Here is a 24597-nt window from a genome sequence, read left to right on the forward strand (position 1 = left end):
CGATCGTCGGGGCGGGCGTGCTTCGGCGTCGTACGCGGATCGGCGGGCGCCGGCGGTCGCTCAGCGGCGGGCGCGCAGGCGGATGATTTCGCCGATCGCCACCAGCGCCAGATTGGCGGTGACCATCAGCACCGCCAGGGCGTCGAGGGTCGGCGACAGGTTGAAGCGGAAATCCGAGGCGACCAGGATCGACAGCGGCTGCGAGCGGCCGCTGAGGAACGACGTCACGACATATTCCGACGACGACAGCACGAAGGCGACGAAGAAGGCGGCGAGCAGGCCGTTCTTCATCAAGGGAAACAGCACCCGCCGGAAGATCTGGGCGCGGCTCGCCCCGAGATCGGCGGCGGCCTCCTCGAGCCGCCGGTCGAGGCGGATCAGCACCGAGGCGATCACCAGCGTGGTGAAGGGCAGGATGATCAGCGTCTGGCCGAGCACCATGGTGGTGACGCCCTTGGTGATCCCGAGCTCCGACAGCACGATCAGCTGCGCCACGGCGAGAATCACCTTGGGCACCAGGAACGGCAGGAACAGCAGGCAGGCGAAGGTCTTGCGCCAGCGCAGGGCGTGCCGGGTCAGGGCCAGCGCCGCCATCGCCCCGAGGACGGTCGAAAGAACCGCCGTCGGGATCGCCACCGCGAAGGTGACGCCGAGCCCGCCGAGGATGCGGGCGTCGACCAGGATCCGCGCGTACCAGTCGAGGGTGAAGCCCTGGAGCGGGAAGGCGATGATCGCCGAGGCGTTGAACGAGAACAGCGCGATCACCGCCACCGGCAGATACATGAAGGCATAGACGAGGCCGACATGGGTCCAGGCGAAGCGGGTGCCGAGGGGCGAGCGGGCCATGGTCATTCGCCTCCCACCACGGCGCGACCCCAGGTCGAGCGCCCGACCACCAGCGCTGCGGCGGCGATCAACACGCCGAGGATCAGCAGCAGCGACGAGGCGATCGCCGAGCCGAGCGGCCAGTCGAAGGCGGTGCCGAACAGATCGTTGATGGCGCTGATCACCGTCACCCCGGACGAACCTCCGATCAGCTGCGGCGTCAGGTAGTCGCCGACCACCAGCACGAACACCATCATGCCCCCGGCGATCAGCCCGGGGGAGGTCAGCGGCAGGACGATGCGGCGGAAGATCGTCGCCTCGCTCGCGCCGAGATCGCGCGCCGCCTCGAGCAGGTGATCGTCGAGGCTCTCGAAGGCCAGCCACAGGCCGAGCACCATGAACGGCAGATAGTCGTAGGTCAGCACCACATGGGTGGCGAAGGGCGAGAACAGCAGCGCCCGGATCGGCTCGCGCACCAGCCCGGCCCACATCAGGAAGGCGTTGATCACCCCCTCGGCGCCGAGCACCACCCGCCAGGCGAAGATGCGCACCAGATCGCCGGTGTAGAGCGGGATCAGCAGCAGGGTCAGGCAGGCCGACTTCATGAAGTGGACGCGCTTGGCGATCACCCAGGCGAGCGGATAGCCGATCACCGCCGAGATTGCCGCCACCGTCAGCCCCGAGGCGATCGCCTGACCGATCAGACTGCGATAAGTCGGGCTCGACGCCACCTTGATGTAGTTCTTCAGCGTCGGCACCTTGAGGATGGCGACGAAATCGACCTGGAAGAACGAGAAGACGAACAGCACCGCGAGCGGCAGGGCGCAGCCGGCGACCAGCACCAGCACCACCGGCAGGGCGAGCCGGCCGCCGCGATCGCTGTCAGTGGCCATCGCGGGCGTCCCCGGCGACCGGCGCGCCCGCGGTGATCCAGGCGCCGGCCGCGTCGAAACCGAGGTCGACGCGGTCGCCGACCGTCGGGCCGCGCTCGCTCTCCAGCCGCAGTGCCACCGAACGACCGGCCGCCTCGAGTTCGACCAGCCAGTCGGCGCCCTGGAACACCACGTGGCGCACCGTCGCGGCGAGCGGTCCACCCGCCGCCGGCGCCAGCATCTCCGGGCGCAGACAGAGCGCGGCGTCGGCGCCGACCGCGAGCCCCGCGACCGCCGGTGCGGTGACCGGACCGAAGGCGGTGGCGATGGTCGCGACCCCCTCGCCGAGCCCGACGATCGGCCCCGCGAACAGATTGGCGCCGCCGATGAAGTCGGCGACGAAGGCGGTGGCCGGGCGGCGGTAGATCTCTTCCGGTGTGCCCTGCTGCTCGATCCGGCCGGCGTTCATCACGATGATGTGGTCGGAGAGCGCGAAGGCCTCCTCCTGATCATGGGTGACGTGGACGAAGGTCAGGCCGAGGCGGCGTTGCAGATCCTTGAGTTCGATCTGCATGTCCTTGCGCATCCGCCGATCCAGCGCCGACAGCGGTTCGTCGAGGAGCAACAGCCGCGGTTCGTTGACGATCGCGCGGGCGAGCGCCACCCGTTGCTGCTGCCCGCCGGAGAGCTGATTGGGCCGCCGCGACGCCATCTCCGACATGCGCACCAGGGCGAGCGCGTTGGCGGTGCGTTCGGCCACTTCGGCGCGCCCGCGGCCCTTGACCTCGAGCCCGAAGGCGACGTTGTCGGCGACCGTCAGGTGGGGAAACAGCGCGTAGCTCTGGAACACCGTGTTGACGGGCCGCGCCGCCGAGGGAACGCCGTCGAGATCGGCGCCGTCGAGGAGCAGGCGCCCCGACGACGGCGTCTCGAAGCCGCCGATCATCCGCAGGATCGAGGTCTTGCCGCAGCCCGAGGGGCCGAGCAGGGTCACGTAGGCGTCGACCGGCAGGGCGAAGTCGATGCCGCGCACGGCCGCGACCGGGCCGTAGCTCTTGTGCAGAGCCATGGCCTCGAGCAGCGGACGGGCCGCCGCGCGAGTTTCCGGATCGGGCCGTGTGCGGGTCATCGTCAGCTCGCCTTCACTTCGTTCCACAGCGCCACCCACTCGGTGTAGCGCGGCGGATTGGCCTTCCACACGAAGCTGTCCATCACCGACAGATCCTTGATGAAGATCTTCTCCTGCTGGTCCACCGGCAGCGCGTCGCGGGTGGCCGAGGTCGACTGGGCATAGGGTCCGCCGAAGGCGAGCTTCTTGCCGTAGTCCGGGCCGAGCAGATAGTCGACCACCTTCAGGGTCGCATCGAGCTTGGCGCCGGTGACGCCGGCCGGAATGGCGATGGTGTCGCACCAGCCGATGACGCCGGCCTTGGGCTTGGCCATGCCCATCTTCAGGCCGCGCGCCGTCAGATCGTAATAGGGCGGGACCCACGAGAAGGCGCAGACTACTTCGCCCGAAGCGTAGAGATTGGTCAGATCGCCGATCGACGTCCAATAGGTGCGCAGCAGCTTCTTCTGGGCAATCAGCGCCTTCTTGACTTCGGCCAGTTCCTTGTCGCCGAGATCGAACATCTTGTCCTTGGGGATGCCGAGATACATCGCGGCGATCATGATTCCTTCGAGGGCGTAGTCGCGCATCGCGAGCTTGCCCTTGTACTTCTCGCCTTCGAAGAACACCGACCAGTCGGGCTCGGCGTCCATCAGATCGGCGCGATAGACGATCGGGTTGATGCCCCAATAGAACGGAATGCCGTAGGTCTTGCCGTCCTTCTTGCCGAGCTTGGTCGTCTTGAAGGTGTCGTAGAGCTTGGCGGCGTTGGGGATCTTGGCGAGGTCGAGCGGCTGCAGCAGGTTGGAGGCGACGTAGAACTCGACCTTGTCGAGGCCGGGGGTGATCAGATCGACCGACGAGGCGCCACCGGCGCGCAGCTTGGCGAACTGTTCGTCGTCCGAGCCGATGAAGCTCTTCTCGATCTTGATGCCGGTCTTTTCCACCAGGGCGGCGAGATAGTCGTCCTTGGCGAGATTCTCCCAGGTCAGCCAGGCCACCGTTTCGCCGGCCGCCTGCGCGACGCCGCGCAGCGGGCCGACCGCGGAGAGGGCGGCTCCGGCCAGGACGGATTTCAACAATTCCCTGCGGCGCATCTCGAAGGTCATCGGCTCTGGTCCTCGTCGTTCGCGGTGGGGCTGGCGACCTCGTCGCTCCCATCCCGTCGCGTCCATGAAAAGTTAATTTCGGAGGACAGGCAATATGAAATCGATGTTCCGTTTTCGGGCAATTGCCTATTTATTCGACCTGCCTCGCACAGAGCTCTGCTTGACCAGCGGATCGAGCCGCTCGTGCAACCGCTCGATGTCGGCGAGCCGCGCCACCGCGTCTTCGCCGAGCGCCAGGCCGACCGTCGAGCACAGGTAGTTCAGCACGCTCATCGGCGCGGCGTAGCTGTCGAACAGCGAATGCCCGCGGTTGTGGCAGCGCAGCGTCACGGTGGCGAGCTGGGCGGTGCGTCCGGCGGTGAGGTCGGCGATCAGCACCGTCGGCGTGCCCGCCTCCCGGGCCACCGCCATCACCTCGCGCAGAATCACCGGCCGCCGCCGGAAGCCCAGCACCAGCAGGGCGTCGTCGGGGCCGAGCCCGACCAGATCTTCGGCCAGCGTCTGCCCGGCGATCGGCAGCAGGCGCACGTCCGGCTTGACGTGGACGAGCAGCCCGCGGGCATAGCCGGCGAGCGCCATCGAGTTGCGAAAGCCGAGGATCCACAGCCGCTTGGCGCCGACGATCACGTCGACCGCGGAGGCCAGCATGGCCGGCGTCAACATCTCGGCGGTGCGGGCGAGATTCTGCAGGTCCTGGGCGATGTGCAGGCCGAAATCGCCGGCGGCGAGGCGGCGTTCGCCGATGCCGGTCAGCTCGTAGAGCGGCGACCCCCAATCGTGCGCGACTCGCGCGGCGCGGCGGGCGTCGTTGTAGCTGTCGTAACCGAGGCGCTGGAAGAACCGCGCGGCGGTGGCATTGGACACGCCGGCCCGATCGGCGAGCTCGCGCGCCGCGAAGGCCGAGAGATTGCCCTGCGCCTCCATCACCACCTCGGCGAGGCGCTTCTCGCTGCCCGTCAGACTGTCGAAAACCGCATGGATTCGGGCGTCGATCGGCCGTTCGTCGGCCGCCGTGTCGGGGGTCCGATCGGTGTCGTCGACAAGAGGGGGTGATTTCGAAGGCGCCATTCTGTGAAAATGTCCTTTCATTTGTGCTTGACGGCCACGCCGAGGACGGTACCCCTGAAAGGAAATGGGTGCCATCCGAAAACGAGCCACGGCGAGACCATGACCACGAGCTCCGCGGAGGCCGGATCGCTTCCCGCGATCGTCCCGCCTCGACCTCGCCCGATCGCCGGCCGGCGCTTGCGTCCGGCTCGGCGGCGTGCTCGGCTTCGCCGCCCCTTCGCCCACGGCCGCGCCGGGGCTGCTGCAGTTCTGCCCGAACGGGCCGGTCGGGGAGATGCCGAGGCATCCGCCGCCGCTTCATGAGGAGACTTCCGAGATGCCCAGAAATCTGGTGGTGGGCGCTGCCCAACTCGGCCCGATCGCCCGCGCCGAGCCCCGCGAGGCGGTGGTGGTGCGGATGATCGCGCTGCTCGACAAGGCGGCGGCGCGCGGCTGCGGCCTGGTGGTCTTTCCCGAACTGGCGCTGACCACGTTCTTTCCGCGCTGGTACATGCCCGATCAGGCCGAGGTCGACACCTTCTTCGAGACCGAGATGCCCAACGCCGCGACGCTGCCGCTGTTCGAGCGCGCTCGCGCGCTCGGCATCGGCTTCTCCTTCGGCTTCGCCGAGAAGCTGGAGATCGGCGGTCGCATCCGCCGCTTCAACACCGCGATCCTGGTCGACGGCGAAGGGCAGATCGTCCACCGCTACCGCAAGATCCACTTGCCCGGCCACACCGAGAACGAACCCTGGCGCGCTTTCCAGCATCTCGAAAAGCGTTATTTCGAGCCCGGCGAAGAGGTCTTTTCGCCGGTGACGGCGCTCGGCGGCGAGATCGGGCTGGCCATCTGCAACGACCGCCGCTGGCCCGAGACCTACCGCGAACATGCGCTGCGCGGCACCGAGATGGTGCTGATCGGTTACAACACGCCGGTCCACTATCCGCTCGCCCCCGAGCACGATCATCTCCAGTGCTTCCACAATCACCTGAGCCTCCAGGCCGGGGCCTATCAGAACGGCCTATGGGTGGTCGGCGTCGCCAAGGCCGGCAAGGAAGAGAACTGCGACCTGATCGGCCAGAGCTGCATCGTCGCCCCGACCGGCGAGATCGTCGCTCAGGCCTCGACGCTCCACGACGAACTGGTGATCCACGACTGCGACTTCGACCGCTGCACCGAGATCCGCGCCAACATCTTCGACTTCGCCAAGCATCGGCGCCCGGAGATGTACCCGCTCCTGTCGGCGCCGATCGCCACCCGTCGCTGACGCTGCGATCTCGGATGAAGGAGAAGACCCCATGGCGGAATTCGATCTGACCATTCGCGGCGGCACCATCGCCACCGCCGCCGACGTCACGCGCTGCGACATCGGCATCCGCGACGGACGCATCGTCGCCCTCGCCGAGGCGCTGCCGCCGGGGATGCGCGACATCGACGCCACCGGCCGGCTGGTGCTGCCGGGCGGCGTCGACGGCCATTGCCACTTCGCCCAGCCGGCCGGCGACGGCAGCCGCATGGCCGACGACTTCCTGACCGGCACCCGCTCGGCGGCCTTCGGCGGCAACACCACGGTCATCCCCTTCGCCGCCCAGGCCAAGGGCCAGAGCCTGCGCGACGCCGTCGCCGCCTATCACGCGGAAGCCGACGGCCGGGCGCACATCGACTACGCCTTCCATCTGATCATCGCCGATCCGACCCCGGACGTGCTCGAGCGCGAGCTGCCGGAGCTGATCGCCGAAGGCTACACGTCGTTCAAGATCTACATGACCTACGAGGGCATGAAGCTTAACGATCGCCAGATCCTCGACGTCTTCACCGCCGCCCGCGCCCATGGCGCCATGGTCATGGTCCACGCCGAGAATTCCGACTGCATCGCTTGGCTGACCGAGCGGCTGGAGGCCGAGGGCAAGACCGCGCCGTTCTTCCACGGCGTGTCGCGGCCGCAAGTTGTCGAGCGCGAGGCGACCCACCGGGTGATCTCGCTCGCCGAACTCGCCGATCTGCCGATCCTGATCGTCCACGTCTCCGGACGCGAGGCGACCGAACAGATCCGCTGGGCCCAGGGCAAGGGCCTGCGGCTCTACGCCGAGACCTGCCCGCAATATCTGTTCCTCAGCGCCGACGATCTCGCCGCCCCCGGATTCGAAGGGGCGAAATGCGTCTGCTCGCCGCCGCCGCGCGACAAGGCGAACCAGCAGTACATCTGGGACGGGCTGGCAAACGGCGCCTTCCAGGTGTTCTCGTCCGACCACGCGCCGTTCCGCTACGAGGATCCGCAAGGCAAGAAGCTCGGCGGCGAGAGCGCCCCCTTCCGCACCGTGCCGAACGGCGTGCCGGGGGTCGAGACGCGGCTGCCGCTGTTGTTCTCCGGCGGCGTCGGCGAGGGGCGGATCGAGCTCACCCGCTTCGTCGAACTGACCTCGACCAATCCCGCCCGGATGTACGGCCTCTATCCGCGCAAGGGCACCATCGCCGTCGGGTCGGATGCCGATCTGGCGATCTGGGACACCGAGCGCGAGGTGACGATCACCAACGACCTGCTCCACCACGACGTCGACTACACGCCCTACGAGGGTCAGGTGGTGCGCGGCTGGCCGATCACGGTGATCTCGCGCGGCACGGTGGTCTGCGACGACGGCGCGCTGCACGTCGCGCCCGGCCAGGGCCAATTCCTGCCCTGCGATCGCCCCGATCCGGCGCGGCCGTCTTCGCGCCGCGCGATCCCCCGCGACTCCGGCCGGTTCAAGGCCGAAGCGGTCTGACGGCAACGGGGCAGGGCGCCTGCGGGCGCCCCGCCGCGCTGCCCGATCCCAGGCCCGGCCCGCATCGTTCGAGCCGCTGCACCCGCGGCTCGGGCTTTGCCGAGAGCGCCGGCCGGGGTCGGAGACTCGGCCGCGGGGTCGCGTCCGGCAAAGTCGGTCTCACGCCGAATCCGGGTTTGGCGATGATATCGGACGCACCGTCGCCGCAAGCGACCTAGTACGATTTGAAATGCGAATTGATATTCTGAGCGGCCCGTTCGAATATTTGCGTCTTTACTTCATCGCCATACGCGTCGGGAGCGACAGATCTGGAATCGGTGAATGAGAAGCACTTCGTCGCGAACGACGCGACGACTTCGACGTTTGCTCCGCGATCGATCGCTCGTTCGATTCCTTCATTGTCCGAGGTGACGGGATCATCAGACCCGCCGATGCGGTACTCGTGAGCCGGATGAATGCCGGAATCGCGATGAAAAACCTGATCGTCTGAGATCTCTTTTCGAAATATCCGAAAACCCGACTCTCGGATTTCGATCTCGTCGACACCTTCACGACCCGGCCGGGAGCCCTCGCCCGGTCCCCGGGCCCCGAGGCGGCGAGCGCGGCGGCGAACCAGCCGCCGACGATCAGCGCCCCCCCAATCGTCATCCCCCTGGGTCTCCGCATGTCCCGCCCACCGGCTCCGCCGGTACTCGTCACGCCGGGTGCGGCGGAGTGGACCCGTTCGCGGCCACCGAGTGACGATCGGTGGCGGATTTGCAACAGAAACGGGTATTTCTTCCTCCTCCCCCGGTTGGGGTATGCGCCGTTTCGGCCCCGGCCCGAAGATCTTCCGAGACTGCCGTGTACGAGCCGGGGGGATCGGGCTCGATCTATTCGAAATGCGGTCGCGAGACCGGTGTGCGCCGGCCCGTGATCACTTCGGTCTCGACAACATCGGTGATGTGCCGAGCTTCGACCTTTACCGATCGTCGACCAGCGAGATCGCATGCGCGCGACATCGTGAAGGGGGCTCGTTCATCTCTGGCATTCGTCGAGATGTTCGCGTCATCGGGCCGCGATCCTGAGAATTCTGCGTTTTGGTTTTGGGGGATACATGTTCGATTTGACGGACACTGGTTCGCGCGGCCGTTCGCGCATCGGCGCTCTCTCGAGCGGCACCGCGCTGGGTCTCGGGTTTCTCTCGACGACACTGCTGTCGTTCTCGACCGCGGCCTTGGCCGATTGCGTCCCCGGAGGCGGAAACATCGTCTGCGACGGTGGCAGCGGGCCGGTTTCCTTCGCCGGGGCGGTCGGTGCCCTCACCACCTCCTTCGTCAACGCCGAGACCAGTACCCTGGGTTTCGCCGCCACCTCCGGCGGAGCGGCCCAAGGGCTGAACGTCTTCCTGGACGCCACCTCGTCGATCACCTCGACGACCAATCCTGCCGTCGTGATCGAGCCCGGCCTGACGCTCGACGGCACCGCCCTGATCCTGCGCAACACCGGCGGTGACATCGGCACCACGACGCCGTCGGGCGCGGGGATTCTCGGCAACCTGACCTCGACCGTGGCCGACGGTCTGCGCGCCACCACCGTGGGCGGAAACGGCGACATTCGCCTGACCCAGGGCGCCGGCTCGACGATCTCCGGCGTCACCGCCGGTCTGCGCGCAACCAGCGACGCCGGCAACATCTTCGTCCTCGGCCAGGGCACTCTGGTCGCCGGCACCAACGGCACCGCCCTGATCGCCACCGCCACCGGCGGCAGCGTCGTCGTCGACCACGACGGCACCGTCGTCGGCGGCAACGGCATCGCCGCCACCAGCACCACCGGCGGGGTCTCGGTCTCCGTCAAAGGAACCGTCGTGACTTCCGGCGCGCCGACCGCTTCGACCGGCGTCGATGCCGCCATCCTCGGGGCGGGGGCCACCAACGGCGTCGGGGTCGACACCCAGGGCGCCACCATCGCCGTCGTCGCCCCCGACACGGCGATCGGCATTCGCGCCGCCAACGCCGGCACTTCGGGCACCTCCAACGTGTCGGTGATCGCCGACGTCACCAAGGCCACCGCGACCAATGTGCTCGGCTCGGCGACCGGAATCGTGGCGACCTCCGCCGCGACCTCGACCGCGGCGATCCTCACCGTCACCACGGTCGGAACCGTCACCGCCACCGGCAAGGCCGTGAGCGGTGCCGGCGTCGATGCCACCTCGACCGACGGCAAGATCACCGTCGGCGGCACCGGCGCCATCACCGGCGCCACCGGCATCCGCGCGACCTCGACCTCGGGCGACATTCGGATCACCGGGGCGGGCACCACCACCGGTCTCGACGGCGTGGCGATCGACGTGACCTCGGGCGGCACCGTCACCATCGATCGCTCCGGCACGATCACCGGCTCGGTCGTCGTCCAGGGCGGCAGCGGCACCGATCTGAAGCTCGGCGACGTCGCTCAGACCGCCGGCGGAGCGACGGCGATCGCCACCGGCATCTCGACCTCCGCCGCCTCCGCCGCGACGACCATCACCGCCTTCGCCGACGTCGTCGCTGCGGTGACCGGTGGCGGTGGCGCCCCGTCGGTCTGCGGCAACGGGGTCGGCCTGAGCGGCGGCACGATCTCCCTCTCGGCCGGCAACGTTTCGGGATGCGCCGACGGCGTCCACGTCCAGGCGTCGACGGCGGCGACGGTCACGGTCACCAGCGCGACCGGCACCGGCGGTGACGGTGTCGACGTCACCGTGACCGGCGGGGCGGCGAAGATCACCGTGAACGGCGCCGCCACCGGCGGAACCGGCAACGGCATCGTCGTCGTCGCCCAGACCGGCTCGACCATCACCGCAAACGGGCTGGCCACCGGTTCCGCGGCCAACGGGATCTCGTCGACCGTCACCGGGGCCGGTGCCGTCCCGAACACCGTCCACGCCAACGGTGGCGCCCTCGGTCAGACCAACGGCATCTTCGCCGCCGGCGGCGACATCGTCATCGACGGGGCCGGCACGGTCACCGGCACCACCTTGCGCGGCATCGATGCGTCGACGGTCCGCTCGATCGACATCGAGACCACCGGCGCCGTGACCGGCAAGTCCGGCGGCATCTCGGCCGTCAGTACCGGCACCGATGCCAAACTCGCGGCCGTCGTCGTGAACGGCACCGGCGCGATTCTCGCCGGTACCGGCACGGGCATCGTCGCGTCGTCGCAGGGCGGCAACGTCACGGTGACGCCGGCCTCGACCGTCACGGCGACCACTGGCGCCCTCGCCATCGACGCTTCGACCAAGGCCGCGGGCACGATCACCGTGACCACCGTGGCCACGGTTTCGGCCCCGACGGGCGGCGGCATCCGCACCTCGGCGGTCGACGGCGCCACCACCATCGTCGCCGCCTCGATCGCCACGGCGACCACCGGAACCGGCATCGCGGCCACGGCGACCGGCACCGGTACGATCGACGTGACCCTGTCCGCCGGCCGGACGATCGGCACCAGCCTCGCCGAGGCCGGCAAGGGCATCGTCACCGCGGCGACCACCGGCAAGACCACCGTCACGGTCGACGGCGACCTCTTCGCGGTCGCCACCGGCATCGCCGGCACATCGACGAGCGGGGCGATCGACGTGACCATCGCGACCGCCGCGACCATCGATCCGCTGGTCGGCGTCGATCTCACCACCGTGTCGGGGGCGTTGACCGTCACCAATGCCGGCGCGATCGTCGCAACGACCACCGGCGTGAAGCTCACGGCGTCCGGTGACGGCACGCTGACCGTGACCAACGGCGGCACCATCACCTCGCAGGCCCTGGTCGATCCGGTGGCGATCGCGCTCGACCAGAAGGGCAGCAAGACCGCCACCGTGACCAACGAGGTCGGCGGGGTGATCAATGGCGGCTTCACCACGACCGGCGGCACCAACGCCTTCGTCAACAAGGGCATCTGGAACCTGTTGCCGACCGCGGCGCAGAACGGGGCGGGCAACGCCACCACCGGCACCTGGACGCTGGCCGGCGTCAACACCTTCGACAACAGCGGCACCTTCCGGATCGGCGTGGCCAATCCCAATGCGACCGCGACGATCAATGGCCCCCTGACCTTCACCAACACCGCCACCGGTACGGTGGCGCTGTCCGCCGGTTCGACCCTGACCCTGACCAACGGCAACTTCGTCAACCAGGGCCGGATCGATCTGAACAACGGCACGGTCGACAACGTGCTGAAGATCGGCGGCACCTTCTCCGGTTCCGGCGCGAGCACCATCGCCGTCGACATCGATCGCTCCAGCACCGCCTCCGCGGCCCAACGCGCCGACCAGCTGCAGGTCGGCGGCACCACCTCCGGCACGACCGTCGTCGAGTTCCACGACGTCGGCGGCCGCGGCCTGTTCTCCAATCCGATCGTGGTGGTGCAGGACGGCGGCACCAGCGCCGGCTTCGTCGCCGCGCCCGGTACGCTCCAGTCGTCGGGCCTGATCGACTACGCGCTGACCCGCGTCGGCAGCGCCTGGGCGGTCGTCTCGACCCTCAATCCCAGCGGCTCCGCCGCGGCGGCCGGCAGCGTCGCCGCGACGCTGACCTCGATCAGCACCGGATTCATCGAGCCGACCAGCGCCTTCATCACCGGGCCGACCGATCCCAAGGTCGACCAATTGGCGCTCGCCGTCTGGGCGCGGACCAAGGCCGGCCGCTACGACGTGTCGAGCGACACCGCGACCCGGGCCGGCGGCGTCGCGGCGACGAACGGCGCCTCGCGGTTCCGCACCACCTTCGCCGGTTTCCAGGCGGGCGTCGACGGCAGCCTCTCCGACATCTCGGAGAGTGGCTGGAACGCCCATTTCGGTCTGACCGCCGGGTCGGTGACGCTCTACGACGCCGATCGCCTGTCGGCGACGACCTCGAAGGCCAAGGTCGATGCGCCGTTCTTCGGCGTCTACACCGCCCTGACCGGGCACGGCGTCTTCGCCGACCTCCAGATCCAGCGCAACTATTACGACATCCGCCTGACCAATGCGGTGGCCGGGCTGAACGGCAAGAAGGTGGCGGGGCAGGGTTACACCGCCGTCGCCTCGACCGGTGCGGTTCTGCCGATCGACGCGACCTGGTTCGTCGAACCGTCGGTGGCGTTGAACTACGTCCGCGCCTCGGTCGGCGACGTCGGCCTGCCCGGCGGCGGCACCATCGCGGTCGCCGACATGGACAGCCTGATCGGCAGCCTGCGCCTGCGCGTCGGGGCGGTCTTCCAGGCGACCGAAAAGCTGGTTCTGCGTCCGTCGGTCCAGGCGAGCGTCTGGCACGAGTTCGCGGGCAACGCCACGGCCCTCTACACCGACGGCCCGGCCGGCCCGACCGCGTCGATCTCGACCAGCCGCGTCGGCACCTTCGGCCAGATCGGCGCCACGGTGGCGGGTCAGATCCTCGACACCGGCGCCACCGGCTTCATCCGCGCCGACTATCGCTTCGGCGAAAAGATCGCCGGCGAGTCGATCACGGCAGGGCTGAGGTACCAGTTCTGAGGGCGATTGGGAGACGGTCATGGCAGAGGCAAGTGATGGTTCAAAAAAGCAGAAATCAATTGGCGAAGTATTGATGAGTTCTGGTGGTAAAATCGGCACCGAAGCTGTGAAGAATTTATTGAAGGAGTCGGACAAATACGAATTTTTTCATAGCATAGTCAAGAAAGGTGGAGCCGAGGCCCTCAAGATCGGTGTGATCAGTGCGGGTCAGATCAGTCCTCAATCGGAACATTTGGCTGACGGGTTGTCCGATCATTTTACCGTGGTCTACGAGATCGGGCGGTCCGGTTTGAAACTCAATCCTTTGAAGATAGCTCAATTGTCAGGTCAATTTGGAGTTGGAATTGGGAAGATCATGGACAAGGACAGCAAGCACAGTTGCGCGATCTCGGTCGGCGTGGTGGGAATCGGCGTCTTGAAGGCATCAGGAGCGCTTCTGGCCGCCGAACCGACGCTCGGAGCCTCCCTTGTTGAAGTTGGAAGCCTTGGTTATGATGTATACAAGATGGACGAACAATGCGGGATAAGCAAGGAAGTCAATAAAAAGATCGAAGAAAAAGCAATGCCTATGTATATGTGGTTCAATGATGGAATAGAAAAGTGGATTCGATCTGGCGGAAATTAGCATAATACGATTTTATATTTATGATCGCGGTCGATTCCGTCGATGTCCTGTAGTCCTCGCGATCGATCTTCGGGGCCGTAGAAGGATCCCATCGGTTTCTCCGAACCTCCCGTGGTCGCTCGCCGCGGTTCGGAGGCTCGGACTGCTGCCGGTGGTCGAGACCTCGCCGCCGCCGCCGACCTCGCCACCCGCATCTTCCGCCGGTTGGCGCCGCCCGGCGCCCGAGGCGCTCGCCGCGTGCCGAGGGGGCTCATCCCCGACGTCGAACGCGCGTCCTTGTCCGGCTTCGCAGCGCGGCTCGGGCGTCACGGCGCGGGGGTCGCCGATCGCGCATCGGCTCGGCCGGCGGACGTCCCCGGGGCGGGGTGGGGTTGATCGGAGGCCGACCTGCACGGGGCGCCGACGCGCCGACCTTCGGCGCAGCGGGGCGAAATTTCGATATCGACAATATTGTGAAGTCGCACCAGCATCGGTGGCGACTTCGAGCCGACGCGATCGCCCCCATTGCCGTCGGGATAGACGTCCGAGTTGCGAACGAGTACCACGCCAGATTTGAACTCGGCTGAAATACACCTGCTTACATGAGCACCCGCACAACTTATTCCACCGTGCAGAGCACAATAAATTTCGAATTTATGAAAAGTTTACCACGAAGCACGCACATTATTCTGCGTGATGAGCGATCGAACCGATTGACAACCGGGGCGATGTCGAAGCACGGAAGTACTCCGAACATCATTACCTTGGGGAAACAATAAGTGTCTATCAACAACATTTCAATCGCCATGAAGATCTTGTCCGCCTTCGGGCTCGTCCTCGCCGCCAACATCGTCACCGGCGGTGCCGTTCTCTATTCCAATACGAATGTGGAAAAGAACGTCGGGTGGACGGTCCACACCTATCAGGTCTTGGAACAGACCGACCGCATGATGGCGTCGATGGTCGATCAGGAAACCGGCCTGCGCGGCTTTCTGATCACCGGCAAGGACGCCAACCTCGACCCGCTGCGAGCTGGCGAGAAGACCTTCGGCGAGTCCTGGAGCAAGATGAAGTCCCTGACGAGCGACAATCCGGCTCAGCAGACGCGGCTCGACGAGATCCGCAGGGAAGTCGACGAGTGGCAGCGCACCGTCGCCCACACCGCGATCGATCTGATGAACAAGCCGGGCTCGGAAGACGCGGCGCGCGAGATCGAGCGCTCCGGCAAGGGCAAGAAGAACTTCGATCAGATTCGCGCCGGCGTCGCCGAGGTCAAGAACGCCGAGTCCTCGCTCCTCGGCGCCCGCAGCGACGCCATGGCGTCGGCTCAATCGACCATCGTCTATTCGGTCGTCCTGTCGATCGTCGCCGGTCTGGTCTTGGCGATCGGGGCGGCTTTGGCGTTGAACAAACTCGTCGCCGCCCCGATCCGCACCACCGTCGGCATCATGGACCGGCTGCGCAGCGGCGACTATGCGGCTGCGATCTCCGGGACCGAGCGAAAGGACGAAATCGGCCTGATGAGCAACGCGCTCCTCGCCTTCCGCGACGGCTTGGCGGCGGCCGAGCAGACCCGGAAGGAGCAGGCGGCGCGCGAAGCGGCCGAGCGGCAGGCACTCGCCCGGCGCGAGAAGCTCGCCTCCGACTTCGTCGGGCGGATGCAGGGGCTCGCCAGCGGCTTTGCTCAATCGTCGGGCGAAGTCGCCGACGCCGCCAAGAACCTCTCGGCCACGGCGGAAGAAACCTCGCGACAGGCGCAGTCGGTCGCCGCGGCGGCCGAACAGGCGGCCTCCAACGTCCAGACCGTCTCGGCGGCGTCCGAAGAAATGGCTGCTTCGGTGCGCGAGATCGGCTCCCAAGTCGGCCACTCGGCACGGGTCGCCGATACCGCCTTCTCGGAAGCCGAGACCTCGAACGTTCGCATCGGAGCGCTCGCCACGGCGGCCTCGGCGATCGGCGACGTCGTCAACCTGATTTCCAACATCGCCGCACAGACCAATCTCCTCGCGCTCAATGCGACGATCGAGGCGGCGCGCGCGGGCGAGGCCGGAAAGGGCTTCGCCGTCGTCGCCGCCGAGGTCAAGCAACTCGCCGACCAGACGTCGAAGGCGACCGGCGAGATCGGAGCCAAGGTCCAGGAGATCCAGAAGGCGACCGGCGAGAGCGTCGCCTCGATGAGCGAAATCGTCCGGGTCGTCGCCGACATCAAGCAGATCTCGTCGGCGATCGCAGGAGCCGTCGAAGAACAGGGCGCGGCGACCGCCGAAATCGCCCGCAACTGCCAACAGGCGGCGAGCGGGACGCAGCAGGTCACCGAGAACATCTCCGGCGTCGGTCACGCGGCGGAAATGACCGGGACCGCCTCGACCCAGTTGATGACGCTGTCGACGGGGCTTTCGGGACAGGCGGTCGACCTCCGGCATGTGGTCGAGAGCTTCGTCAAGGATTTCGCTGCGGCCTGATCCGAACGCCCGATCCGGCCCGATCGGACCCCGGTCGGAGTCGACGATACCGAAACGCCCCGGAGGATCTCCGGGGCGTTCGAATTCGCGGCGACGGCTGCGGAGGGGCGCTCGTGGGTTTCGCTGCCGATCGCCGGGCGGGTTCTGCCGTTGGGATCGGCAACCACCACCGGCCCCGACGCCGAGGGCGATCGTATCGCGTGGCGGTCCGATCCCGTCGCGGCGTGCGCATCCGTCCTCGTCGCGGTCGGCGGTGCCGAGGCCGGCGGCCGCGGGGCTCGGTCTCTCAGTGCCGCGCCATGGCCGCTTCGGCCGCCAGGGCCGCGTCGCGCGCGGTCGCGGCGAAGCCGTCGCGGACGACGATCGCGCCGCTGACGTGCCAATGCCAGGGCAGACGACCACCGGCCTGCGCGTCGAGGAAGATCCGCGCGTAGCCCCCTTCGGGATCACAGGTCATGAAGTCGTCGTCCTTGCCATCGGCAAAGGACGGACCCCACACCATACAAGCCGGCACTTCGCCGGATTCGTCGAAAACGATCTTGGCTGACATGGCTCCATCCTCCCGTCCGGCCGACCTCACGGGTGCCGAAGACGAGCACCCGTGCAGGTGCCGAATTGAGTACGGCCAACGAATACATCAATTTTGCTGATTCGAACAGAATATTAACGATTCGGTAACTTCACGACTTTCTCTCGCCCGATCTGGGTGCCGGCGAATCGGGAGACGGCCGATCGATGCCGCGTCGGCGCGTCCGGCCCGCGGCGGCGTGGCGCTGGCCGCGGCGAGCGAACCGGGCGAGCCGACGGGGAAGAGGTCAGGAACTCGTGGCGGCGAGGTCTCGCGACACCTGGAGCCGGCCGGAGACGGTCGACGGGCGTCGGGACGGGGTTCGCCGACGGTGACGGAGGTGCGTAACCCGCGAGGCGGGTCGACCGGGGGCACTCAGTGGAAGGCGCCGCCGATGGCGTTGACGCGGTCGACCGAGGCGAGGCCGGGCTTGCCGAACTGGGCCGCCATCGGCACGTCGTTGCGGTCCACGGTGCCCTGGATCCGCGTCGACTTCTGACCGAGTTCCATCTTCAGGAGCCGTCCCGCCCCATCGGATCGATAGAGGATCGTGTCCGGTTCGGCCTGCGCGGTCTGTGCACCGCTCGCTTTCGTTCCGGGATCGCCGGCCGGGCCGTAGAAGAGCACCGCCCCCGTCATGGCCACCGCCAGACAGGCCGCCACGATCACCGCCGGCCACGGTCCGACGCCCGGCTTGTCGCGCCGCACCTTCGATTGCGCCTTCGCCGAGCCTTCCGAATGTCCGGCAGGACGCGTGGCCTTGGGGGGCGGGGAACCGACGGGACGCGGGGCGGTAGACTGCATCTGCACGATTCCTCGATCCGCCACGGGAGATATCGATCAATATCGATTCAAAGACTTTCGTTTTCATGAAAGCGACTGTCGGGACGCGCGAATTGATCTGGGAACCATCTTGGTTTCGCGCGATCGCGCCGCCGCCCGGGGTTCGATCGACCGTCGCGCCGCCGGAATCGTCGCGCGCGGGCGCTGCAGATACCTGCCCGCAGGGCGCGCGCTCGCCCAGGTCTCGCCGTGTTCGGCCGTCATCCTCGGTTGGACATCAGGAAAAGCCCGTGTTTCAATCACACGGCGACGATCACCGGGGCGGGTTCCCTTCGCCGCCGATCGTGGAACGGGGAGGTTTGGCCGTGCCGGTACCCGAAGTCACCCATGGTGCGATGCTCATGTGTTCGTTCGGCGCGGCGCCGTCGTCGCTGGTGGTCCTGCCGGTCAACCGGGTGTTGGTCGAAGGCCCGCCGGGGGCCAACATCAACGACCACGTTCCGATGGTGAACATCATGCCCTTCGGCGTGTGCATGACGCCGAGCAATCCGGCCGTGGCCGCCGCGACGACCGCCGCCTTGGGGGTGCTGACGCCGATGCCCTGCATCCCGGTCACGCCGTCGCCGTGGACGCCGGGCGGCGTCACCGTCAATCTCGGACCGGTGCCGGTGCTCGATCAGCCCTCGGTCTGCATGTGCACCTGGGGCGGCGTCATCACCATCGCCTTCGCCGCGACCACCCACACGCTGGTGCCCTGAACGCCACGCCGGATCACGACCGTTCGAATCGCGATGCGGCGGCCGAGCCCGGGCTCGGCCGCACGCCTGTCGTCTCGCTGCGGACCGCCGGCGTCACAGCAGCCCGGGTTTGCCGGCCTTCCAGCGGGCAAATTCGGTGGTCAGCAGATCGACGTGTTCGCGTTCCTCCGCCGCCAGCTCGAGGTAGAGCTGATGCTCCGGCGCGCCTTGCGGGGCCGCCGCGCTGCGCTCGGCGAAGAACGCCACCGCCCGCTTCTCGAGGCCGATCGCCGTCTGGAACAGCATCGCCGGATCGTCCGGCGAGCCGGCCACGCCGCTGTAGAGCGAGAGGACCTCGAGCTTCAACGTGTCGGAACTCTCCGGCACGGTGGCGTGATAGCGGCGCGACAGCGTCCGCATGTGCTCGTCTTCCATGTCGGCGAAGCGGAAGAAAAGGTCCTTCAGGATCGGATCGGCGGAGCGTTCGGCGGCACGGCGATAGAAGGCCCGGCCGCCCAGTTCGATCTCGAAGGCGGTTCGGATCGCCGTGATCGCCTCGGCGTTCTCGGCGATGCGGGGCGAGCGCACGTCGAGCCGGCCGCCGCAGTGCGGGCAGGAGCCATAGGGGAAGGCGAAGCCTTCCGAGACCTTGCCGCAGTCCTGGCAGCGCCATTCCAGCGTCTCTTCGGCGCAGCAGATGTAGCTCTCGGTGCCTTCGAGCGGCCGATGGCACTTGGGGCAGAGAGCTGCGACCGCCGCCTCCGTCGGGGCCTCGGCGTCCTCCTCCTCCTCGTCTTCGGCCGGTTTGCCGAAGCGCGCGGCGACGTGTTCGGCGCGGATCGGCCACACCGACTTGCCGCCCTCGAGCCAAGTGGTGATCGCCTTGGCGGCGCGCCGCCCGGCGCCCATCGCCAGAATGACGGTGGCGCCGCCGGTGACGATGTCGCCGCCGGCGAAGACGCCGGGGAGGGTGGTCGCCTGGGTCTCGTCGTCGGCGACGATGTAGCCCCATTTGTTGAGGCCGAGCCCCGGCGTCGCCTGACCGATGATCGGGTTGGCGTTGGTGCCCAGCGCGTAGATCACCGTGTCGCAGTCGAGCTCGACGAATTCGTCGACCGGGATCGGCTTGCGCCGGCCCTTCTCGTCGGGCTCGCCGAGTTCCATCCTCTGGACGCGCATGCCGCGGACCTCGCCCTCGGCATCGACCCGGATCTCCACCGGCGAATGCAGGAAGTGGAAATCGATGCCCTCTTCCTTGGCGTGGCGCAGTTCCTCGATACGCGCCGGCGCCTCCGCTTCCGAGCGGCGGTAGACGCAGCGCACGGTCGGCACCCCGAGCCGCTTGGAGACGCGCAGGCAGTCCATCGCGGTGTTGCCGGCGCCGATCACCACGACGCTCTTGCCGACGCTGATCGGCGTGTCGAGGAACGGGAAGCGGTCGCCGCCCATCAGATTGACGCGGGTCAGGAACTCGTTGGCCGAATAGACCCGGCCGGCGTGTTCGCCGGGAATGCCGAGGAACGACGGCGCCCCGGCGCCGGCGGCGACGAACACCGCGTCGAAGCCCTTCTCCTCCATCAGCTGCGGCACGGTGAAGGTCTTGCCGATGACCTTGTTGGTCTCGAAGTGGACGCCGACGTCCTTCAGCCGCTCGACCTCGCGGTCGATGATGTCGCGCGGCAGGCGGAACGACGGAATGCCGTAGCGCAGCACCCCGCCGACCACGTGCAGGGCCTCGTAGACCGTGACCTCGGCGCCGAAGCGGGCGAGATCGGCCGCAGCCCCCAGGCCGCCGGGGCCGGAGCCGACCACCGCCACCTTGCCGAGGCGTCCGGCACCGATCGGCGGACGCGCCTTGGGCGGACGGGCATGGTCGCCGACGAAGCGTTCGAGCCGACCGATCGCCACCGGCTCGAGCTTGCGGCCGATCACGCACTGCGCTTCGCACTGGCTCTCCTGCGGGCAGACGCGGCCGCAGATCGACGGGAAGATCGACGATTCGTAGATCGTCGCGATCGCCGATTCGAGATCGCGGACCAGCAGGTTGCGGATGAAGCCGGGGATGTCGATGCCGACCGGGCAGCCGGCGACGCAGGTCGGATTGCGGCACTGCATGCAGCGCTCGGCCTCGGCATAGGCGTCTTCCATGCTGTAGCCGAGGTTGACCTCCTTGAAGTTGGTCGCGCGCTCGGCCGGATTGCGCTCCGGCATCGGATGCTGATGCGGGGCGATCTGGGTGATCTTGCGGAACGGCCGCTTGCCCTCGCCGATCAGCTGCTTCTCGAGATTGCAGACGTGGGCGTAATCGGCGTTGGCCGCGTCTTCCTCGGTCTTGAAGCGCTTCTGGCGCGCCTTCAACTCGACGAAGTCGACCGCATGGCCGTCGAAGTCGGGGCCGTCGACGCAGGCGAACTTGACCGCGCCGGCGACCGTGACGCGGCAGGAGCCGCACATGCCGGTGCCGTCGACCATGATGGTGTTGAGCGACACCATGGTCTTGACGCCGAAGGCGCGGGTGACCTCGACGCAGGCGTGCATCATCGGCAAGGGGCCGATGGCGATCACCAGATCCGGCGGATCGCGCTCGAGCACGTCCTTCAGCGCGTCGGTGACGAAGCCCGGACGGCCGTAGCTGCCGTCGTCGGTGCACAGGATCAGCTCGTCGCTCTCGGCGCGGAAGCGGTCCTCCCAGAACACCAGATCGCGGTTGCGGAAGCCCATGATCGAGGTGGTGCGATTGCCGGCCGCCTTGAAGGCGCGCAGTTGCGGGAACACCGGCGCGACGCCGAGGCCGCCGCCGACCAGCACCACGTGGCCGACCTTGGCGACGTGCTGCGGCAGGCCGAGCGGCCCGACGAAATCGTCGAAGTCGTCGCCCTCGCGGTAGTCGTCGCGCATCTCCCGGGTGGTCTTGCCCAGCGCCTGGACGACGATGGTGACGGTGCCCTTGTCGCGGTCGTAGTCGGCGACGGTCAGCGGAATACGCTCGCCGCCGTCGTAGAGCCGGGCCATGACGAAATGGCCGGGCTGCGCGGCACGGGCGACGTCGGGGGCGAGAACCTCCCAGAGAAACGAGGTCTCGGAAAATTGTTCACGGCGGACGATCGGATACATCGACTTCCCCTGCAGTTCGTCGCGGTGTCGGCCCGGACGTGAGATCGCGGCGAGGGCCGCGGTCGGAACGCTCGATGATTACTCGTCTCGGCGCTTCGGTGCGACACAGATGGGCACCGTCCGTAGGCGTGCGTATTCGGTTCGTCGCGCCGAAGCGATGGCCGCCCCCGCGACCCGTCGTCGCGCCGCGTCGCCGGCGGTTCGGCGAGACGGTCGCCGACGGCGAGGCCGAGGCCCCGTCGTCGGCCGTGATCGGAGGCGTCAGGCGACCTTGGCTTCGCCGCCGACGCGTTCGATCTTGCCCATCACGAAGAGGAACAGGAACGCCGCGACGATGCAGTGGGCGCCGACGAAGAACAGCCCGGCGCCGTAGCCGCCGGTCGCGGCGACGATGTAGCCGAACACGATCGGGGTGACGATGCCGGCGATGTTGCCGACGCAGTTGAAGATCGAACCGGCCAGCCCGATGGCGTCCTTCGGTGCGGTGTCGGAGACCACCGCCCAGGTGCCGGCGCCGGCCGCCACGCCCTTGCCGTAGAAGGCGAAGGACATCAGCGCGATGACCATGACGTTGCTGTCGGAGACGGCGGCGAGCACCAGGGTGCCGGCGACCAGCATGCCGACGATGTAGGGGGTCTTGCGGGCCCAGGACACCGACCAGCCCTGCTTGATCAGCCAGTCGGAGATGATGCCGCCGGAGATCCCGCCGAGGAAGCCGAACAGCGACGGGGCGACGGTGGCGAAGCCGGCGTTGAGGATCGACATGCCGCGGGCCTGGACCAGATAGATCGGGAACCAGGTGATGAAGAAGTAGCTCAGCGCCACCGCGCAGTACTGACCGATGTAGGCGCACCACAGCATGCGGTTGTTGAGCAGGCTCTTGACCAGCGGCCAGCTCACCCGGGTCCGGCTCTTCAGTTCACCGGCGTCGTCGACGTCGATCAGCGCCCCGCCTTCGATGATGTAGGCGAGTTCGGCGCGGCTGACGCCGGGGTGATGGCGCGGCGTGTCCATCACCTTCTGCCAGACGAAGAAGGCGGCGAAGCCGATGCCGCCGAGCACGAAGAACGGCCATTGCCAGCCGAACTGCGACACCAGCCAGCCGGCCAGCGGCGAGAAGATGCCGACCGCGAAATACTGCGACGAGGCGAACAGCGAGGAGGCGCGCCCGCGCTCCGACTTCGGGAACCACATGGCGGCGACGCGGGCGTTGGCCGGGAAGCTCGGCGCCTCGATCAGGCCGAGCGCCAGACGCAGCACGAAGAACACCGTCACCGCGCCGGTGACGCCGACGCCGAACTCGGCGACGAAGCCCATCAGGAAGGTCGACAGCGACCACAGCGCCAGGGTGACGCCGTAGACGGTCTTGGTGCCGAAGCGATCGAGGATCAGCCCGCCGGGGATCTGCCCGACCACATAGGCCCAGGAGAAGGCCGAGAGGATGTAGCCGAGCTGCACGGTCGACAGGCCGAACTGCTGTTTGATGCCCGATCCTGAGATCGACAGGATCGACCGGTCGGCATAGGCGACGGTCGACAGGAACAGGATCAACATCAGGATCCAGATGCGGACCCGCGTTCTCTTCTCCGTCAGCGCGACGGCGGGGGTGGCTGTCATGTCGGTCATGATGGGACCTTTCGAGGAGCCTGGCGACGTGCGTCAGATGGGGTTGAGGGCGGGGCGTCCGGCGAGGACGGCGTCGATGTTGTCGAGCGCGTCGAAGCCCATGCGGTCGCGGGTCTCGACCGTCGCGGAGGCGGTGTGCGGGGTCAGGAAGATGTTGGGCATGTCGCGCAGGCGCAGGTCGAAGTCCGGCTCGTTGCGATAGACGTCGAGGCCGGCGCCGGACAGATGGCCGGAGCTCAGCGCGGCGATCAGGGCGTCCTCGTCGACCAGCGAGCCGCGGGCGGCGTTGACGAAGACCGAGCCGGGCCGCATCAGCGCGAACATCTCGGCGGTCATCACCGTGCCGTTGCCGCCGGGCATGTGCAGCGAGAGGATGTCGACGTTCGGCAGCATCTCGGCGAGCGAGGCGTGGAACTCGGCTCCCTCTTCGACCTCGGCCGGCAGCCGGGCGATGTCGGTGTAGTGGATGGTCATGCCGAAGCCGCGGGCGCGGCGGGCGACGGCGCGACCGATACGGCCCATCCCGGCGATGCCGAGGATCGATCCCGAGACGCGCTTGCCGAGGTTGTCGGGCATGCCGAAGCTGCGGCGCCACCCGGTCCGCATCACCTCGGCGTTGGGGCCGGCCCGGCGGCAGGCGGCGAGGATCAGCAGGACCGCGAGATCGGCGGTGCATTCGGTGAGGCCGTCGGGCGCATTGGTGACGACGATTCCGCGCGCCTTGCAGGCGGCGACGTCCATGTGGTCGAAGCCGGCGCTGGGGTTGGCGATGATCTTGAGATGATCGGGCAGGCGCCACATGTGGGCGGCGGTGAGCCCCACCTTGTGGCCGATCAGGATGGCGTCGGCGCGGTGGGCGATCACTGCGGCGATGGCCTCCTCGACGTCGAGGTCGTGGTCGGCGATCAGGGCGTCGTAGTCGCGGGCGGCGCGCTCGGCGACCGCCGCGGGGACGCGGCGGGCGACGACCAGACGACGCTTCTTCGGGGTCTCGATCTCGGCGGGCATCGGTTTCCTTCCTTCGGGGGTATCTCGGGATTGCGGGCACGAGCCGACGAACGCGGGCGCGACGAGGCATCCGGCGGGCGCGGCAAGGGCAGGTTCGGGGCGAAACGGCACACGTCGACCGGCGCGCGGCGAAACGCCGAGCGGGTACGGACGGGCCATGTCGGGGTCGGTCGTTACGCCCTCGCGAGGAGGGGTCGCGACCGAAGGAGCGACGCGATACGCGTCAGACGTCGTACGTCTTCATGCGGAGTTCTCCTCGTCTCGGGCAGGATCGTCGCGGCATGCGTGGTCTTCCGCCGCCGCATCGCCGACGCGGCAGCTTCGCCGGTCCTCCGAAGAGCAACGGCGGTCGTGGCGCCGGATGTCCGGCACGTTCTGGAGGTCGATCCGGGGAACATGCCCCGAGCGGCCCGGTGTTTCGTCCCTGGTCGCGACGACCACCTCTGAGGGGCGGTGCATCGCGTCTCTGCCGATCGTCCGAGTGCGGGAT

At 67.9% G+C, this 24597-nt stretch carries 16 protein-coding genes; 6 read left to right on the plus strand and 10 right to left on the minus strand.

What is annotated here, in order from left to right; all coding sequences use genetic code 11:
* Positions 1-60 precede the first annotated feature (60 nt).
* The 5 genes from EYW49_RS09210 to EYW49_RS09230 all read right to left on the minus strand — a co-directional run bounded on the left by EYW49_RS09210 (position 61) and on the right by EYW49_RS09230 (position 4982).
* On the minus strand, positions 61-846 hold the full coding sequence (locus tag EYW49_RS09210) for an ABC transporter permease (protein ID WP_131308631.1): 786 nt from the start codon (positions 844-846) through the stop codon (positions 61-63).
* Between the two features lie 2 nt (positions 847-848).
* The gene (locus EYW49_RS09215) at positions 849-1718 is read right to left on the minus strand and encodes an ABC transporter permease (RefSeq protein ID WP_131308634.1); all 870 of its coding nucleotides are present in this window, start codon (positions 1716-1718) and stop codon (positions 849-851) included.
* On the minus strand, positions 1708-2826 hold the full coding sequence (locus tag EYW49_RS09220; RefSeq protein WP_228259551.1) for an ABC transporter ATP-binding protein: 1119 nt from the start codon (positions 2824-2826) through the stop codon (positions 1708-1710). The genes EYW49_RS09215 and EYW49_RS09220 overlap by 11 nt, the downstream gene beginning before the upstream one ends.
* A gap of 2 nt (positions 2827-2828) precedes the next feature.
* A complete protein-coding gene (locus tag EYW49_RS09225) occupies positions 2829-3914 on the minus strand; it encodes an extracellular solute-binding protein (protein ID WP_228259552.1) in 1086 nt (361 codons plus the stop codon).
* Positions 3915-4040: 126 nt separating this feature from the next.
* Complete coding sequence (locus EYW49_RS09230; protein ID WP_165498193.1) at positions 4041-4982, minus strand: MurR/RpiR family transcriptional regulator; 942 nt, start codon at positions 4980-4982, stop codon at positions 4041-4043.
* 316 nt (positions 4983-5298) lie between these two features.
* Here EYW49_RS09230 and EYW49_RS09235 point away from each other — a divergent pair, with 316 nt between their 5' ends.
* From EYW49_RS09235 to EYW49_RS09255, 5 genes are all read left to right on the plus strand, one after another.
* The gene (locus EYW49_RS09235) at positions 5299-6228 is read left to right on the plus strand and encodes an N-carbamoyl-D-amino-acid hydrolase (RefSeq protein ID WP_131308640.1); all 930 of its coding nucleotides are present in this window, start codon (positions 5299-5301) and stop codon (positions 6226-6228) included.
* A gap of 31 nt (positions 6229-6259) precedes the next feature.
* The gene (hydA, locus tag EYW49_RS09240) at positions 6260-7723 is read left to right on the plus strand and encodes a dihydropyrimidinase (RefSeq protein ID WP_131308643.1); all 1464 of its coding nucleotides are present in this window, start codon (positions 6260-6262) and stop codon (positions 7721-7723) included.
* Between the two features lie 1096 nt (positions 7724-8819).
* Complete coding sequence (locus EYW49_RS09245; RefSeq protein WP_131308645.1) at positions 8820-13205, plus strand: beta strand repeat-containing protein; 4386 nt, start codon at positions 8820-8822, stop codon at positions 13203-13205.
* 19 nt (positions 13206-13224) lie between these two features.
* The gene (locus EYW49_RS09250) at positions 13225-13830 is read left to right on the plus strand and encodes a hypothetical protein (protein WP_131308648.1); all 606 of its coding nucleotides are present in this window, start codon (positions 13225-13227) and stop codon (positions 13828-13830) included.
* Between the two features lie 785 nt (positions 13831-14615).
* The gene (locus EYW49_RS09255) at positions 14616-16271 is read left to right on the plus strand and encodes a methyl-accepting chemotaxis protein (RefSeq protein ID WP_131308651.1); all 1656 of its coding nucleotides are present in this window, start codon (positions 14616-14618) and stop codon (positions 16269-16271) included.
* Positions 16272-16557: 286 nt separating this feature from the next.
* On the opposite strand, the gene EYW49_RS09260 is transcribed toward EYW49_RS09255, so the two are convergent.
* Both EYW49_RS09260 and EYW49_RS09265 read right to left on the minus strand, forming a co-directional pair.
* Positions 16558-16821 (minus strand): hypothetical protein, encoded by a 264-nt coding sequence (locus EYW49_RS09260; protein ID WP_131308654.1) that lies wholly within the window; start codon positions 16819-16821, stop codon positions 16558-16560.
* 393 nt (positions 16822-17214) lie between these two features.
* Positions 17215-17643: a hypothetical protein gene (locus EYW49_RS09265; RefSeq protein ID WP_131308657.1), complete on the minus strand. Its 429-nt coding sequence runs from the start codon at positions 17641-17643 to the stop codon at positions 17215-17217.
* A 344-nt stretch (positions 17644-17987) separates the two neighbouring features.
* Here EYW49_RS09265 and EYW49_RS09270 point away from each other — a divergent pair, with 344 nt between their 5' ends.
* Positions 17988-18380 carry a DUF4280 domain-containing protein gene (locus EYW49_RS09270; protein WP_131308660.1) on the plus strand — a complete coding sequence of 131 codons (393 nt, stop codon included), beginning with the start codon at positions 17988-17990 and terminating at the stop codon, positions 18378-18380.
* 93 nt (positions 18381-18473) lie between these two features.
* On the opposite strand, the gene gltA is transcribed toward EYW49_RS09270, so the two are convergent.
* The 3 genes from gltA to EYW49_RS09285 all read right to left on the minus strand — a co-directional run bounded on the left by gltA (position 18474) and on the right by EYW49_RS09285 (position 24107).
* The gene (gene gltA, locus EYW49_RS09275; RefSeq protein WP_131308663.1) at positions 18474-21473 is read right to left on the minus strand and encodes an NADPH-dependent glutamate synthase; all 3000 of its coding nucleotides are present in this window, start codon (positions 21471-21473) and stop codon (positions 18474-18476) included.
* A gap of 261 nt (positions 21474-21734) precedes the next feature.
* Positions 21735-23099 carry an MFS transporter gene (locus EYW49_RS09280; protein WP_323052987.1) on the minus strand — a complete coding sequence of 455 codons (1365 nt, stop codon included), beginning with the start codon at positions 23097-23099 and terminating at the stop codon, positions 21735-21737.
* Between the two features lie 33 nt (positions 23100-23132).
* Positions 23133-24107 carry a 2-hydroxyacid dehydrogenase gene (locus EYW49_RS09285; RefSeq protein ID WP_131308666.1) on the minus strand — a complete coding sequence of 325 codons (975 nt, stop codon included), beginning with the start codon at positions 24105-24107 and terminating at the stop codon, positions 23133-23135.
* Positions 24108-24597: the final 490 nt, after the last annotated feature.

Source organism: Siculibacillus lacustris, from assembly GCF_004328075.1.
In the GTDB taxonomy this organism is placed as follows: Bacteria; Pseudomonadota; Alphaproteobacteria; order Rhizobiales; family Ancalomicrobiaceae; genus Siculibacillus; species Siculibacillus lacustris.

What these genes read in the sequence shown, in the direction of transcription:
- hydA (WP_131308643.1), top strand. Translation starts at nt 6,260, where the DNA reads ATGGCGGAATTCGATCTGACCATTCGCGGCGGCACCATCGCCACCGCC.
- EYW49_RS09215 (WP_131308634.1), bottom strand. Translation starts at nt 1,718, where the DNA reads ATGGCCACTGACAGCGATCGCGGCGGCCGGCTCGCCCTGCCGGTGGTG.
- EYW49_RS09260 (WP_131308654.1), bottom strand. Translation starts at nt 16,821, where the DNA reads ATGTCAGCCAAGATCGTTTTCGACGAATCCGGCGAAGTGCCGGCTTGT.
- EYW49_RS09230 (WP_165498193.1), bottom strand. Translation starts at nt 4,982, where the DNA reads ATGGCGCCTTCGAAATCACCCCCTCTTGTCGACGACACCGATCGGACC.
- EYW49_RS09235 (WP_131308640.1), top strand. Translation starts at nt 5,299, where the DNA reads ATGCCCAGAAATCTGGTGGTGGGCGCTGCCCAACTCGGCCCGATCGCC.
- EYW49_RS09225 (WP_228259552.1), bottom strand. Translation starts at nt 3,914, where the DNA reads ATGACCTTCGAGATGCGCCGCAGGGAATTGTTGAAATCCGTCCTGGCC.
- EYW49_RS09220 (WP_228259551.1), bottom strand. Translation starts at nt 2,826, where the DNA reads ATGACCCGCACACGGCCCGATCCGGAAACTCGCGCGGCGGCCCGTCCG.
- EYW49_RS09265 (WP_131308657.1), bottom strand. Translation starts at nt 17,643, where the DNA reads ATGCAGTCTACCGCCCCGCGTCCCGTCGGTTCCCCGCCCCCCAAGGCC.
- EYW49_RS09255 (WP_131308651.1), top strand. Translation starts at nt 14,616, where the DNA reads ATGAAGATCTTGTCCGCCTTCGGGCTCGTCCTCGCCGCCAACATCGTC.
- EYW49_RS09210 (WP_131308631.1), bottom strand. Translation starts at nt 846, where the DNA reads ATGGCCCGCTCGCCCCTCGGCACCCGCTTCGCCTGGACCCATGTCGGC.
- EYW49_RS09280 (WP_323052987.1), bottom strand. Translation starts at nt 23,099, where the DNA reads ATGACCGACATGACAGCCACCCCCGCCGTCGCGCTGACGGAGAAGAGA.
- EYW49_RS09285 (WP_131308666.1), bottom strand. Translation starts at nt 24,107, where the DNA reads ATGCCCGCCGAGATCGAGACCCCGAAGAAGCGTCGTCTGGTCGTCGCC.
- EYW49_RS09245 (WP_131308645.1), top strand. Translation starts at nt 8,820, where the DNA reads ATGTTCGATTTGACGGACACTGGTTCGCGCGGCCGTTCGCGCATCGGC.
- EYW49_RS09250 (WP_131308648.1), top strand. Translation starts at nt 13,225, where the DNA reads ATGGCAGAGGCAAGTGATGGTTCAAAAAAGCAGAAATCAATTGGCGAA.
- gltA (WP_131308663.1), bottom strand. Translation starts at nt 21,473, where the DNA reads ATGTATCCGATCGTCCGCCGTGAACAATTTTCCGAGACCTCGTTTCTC.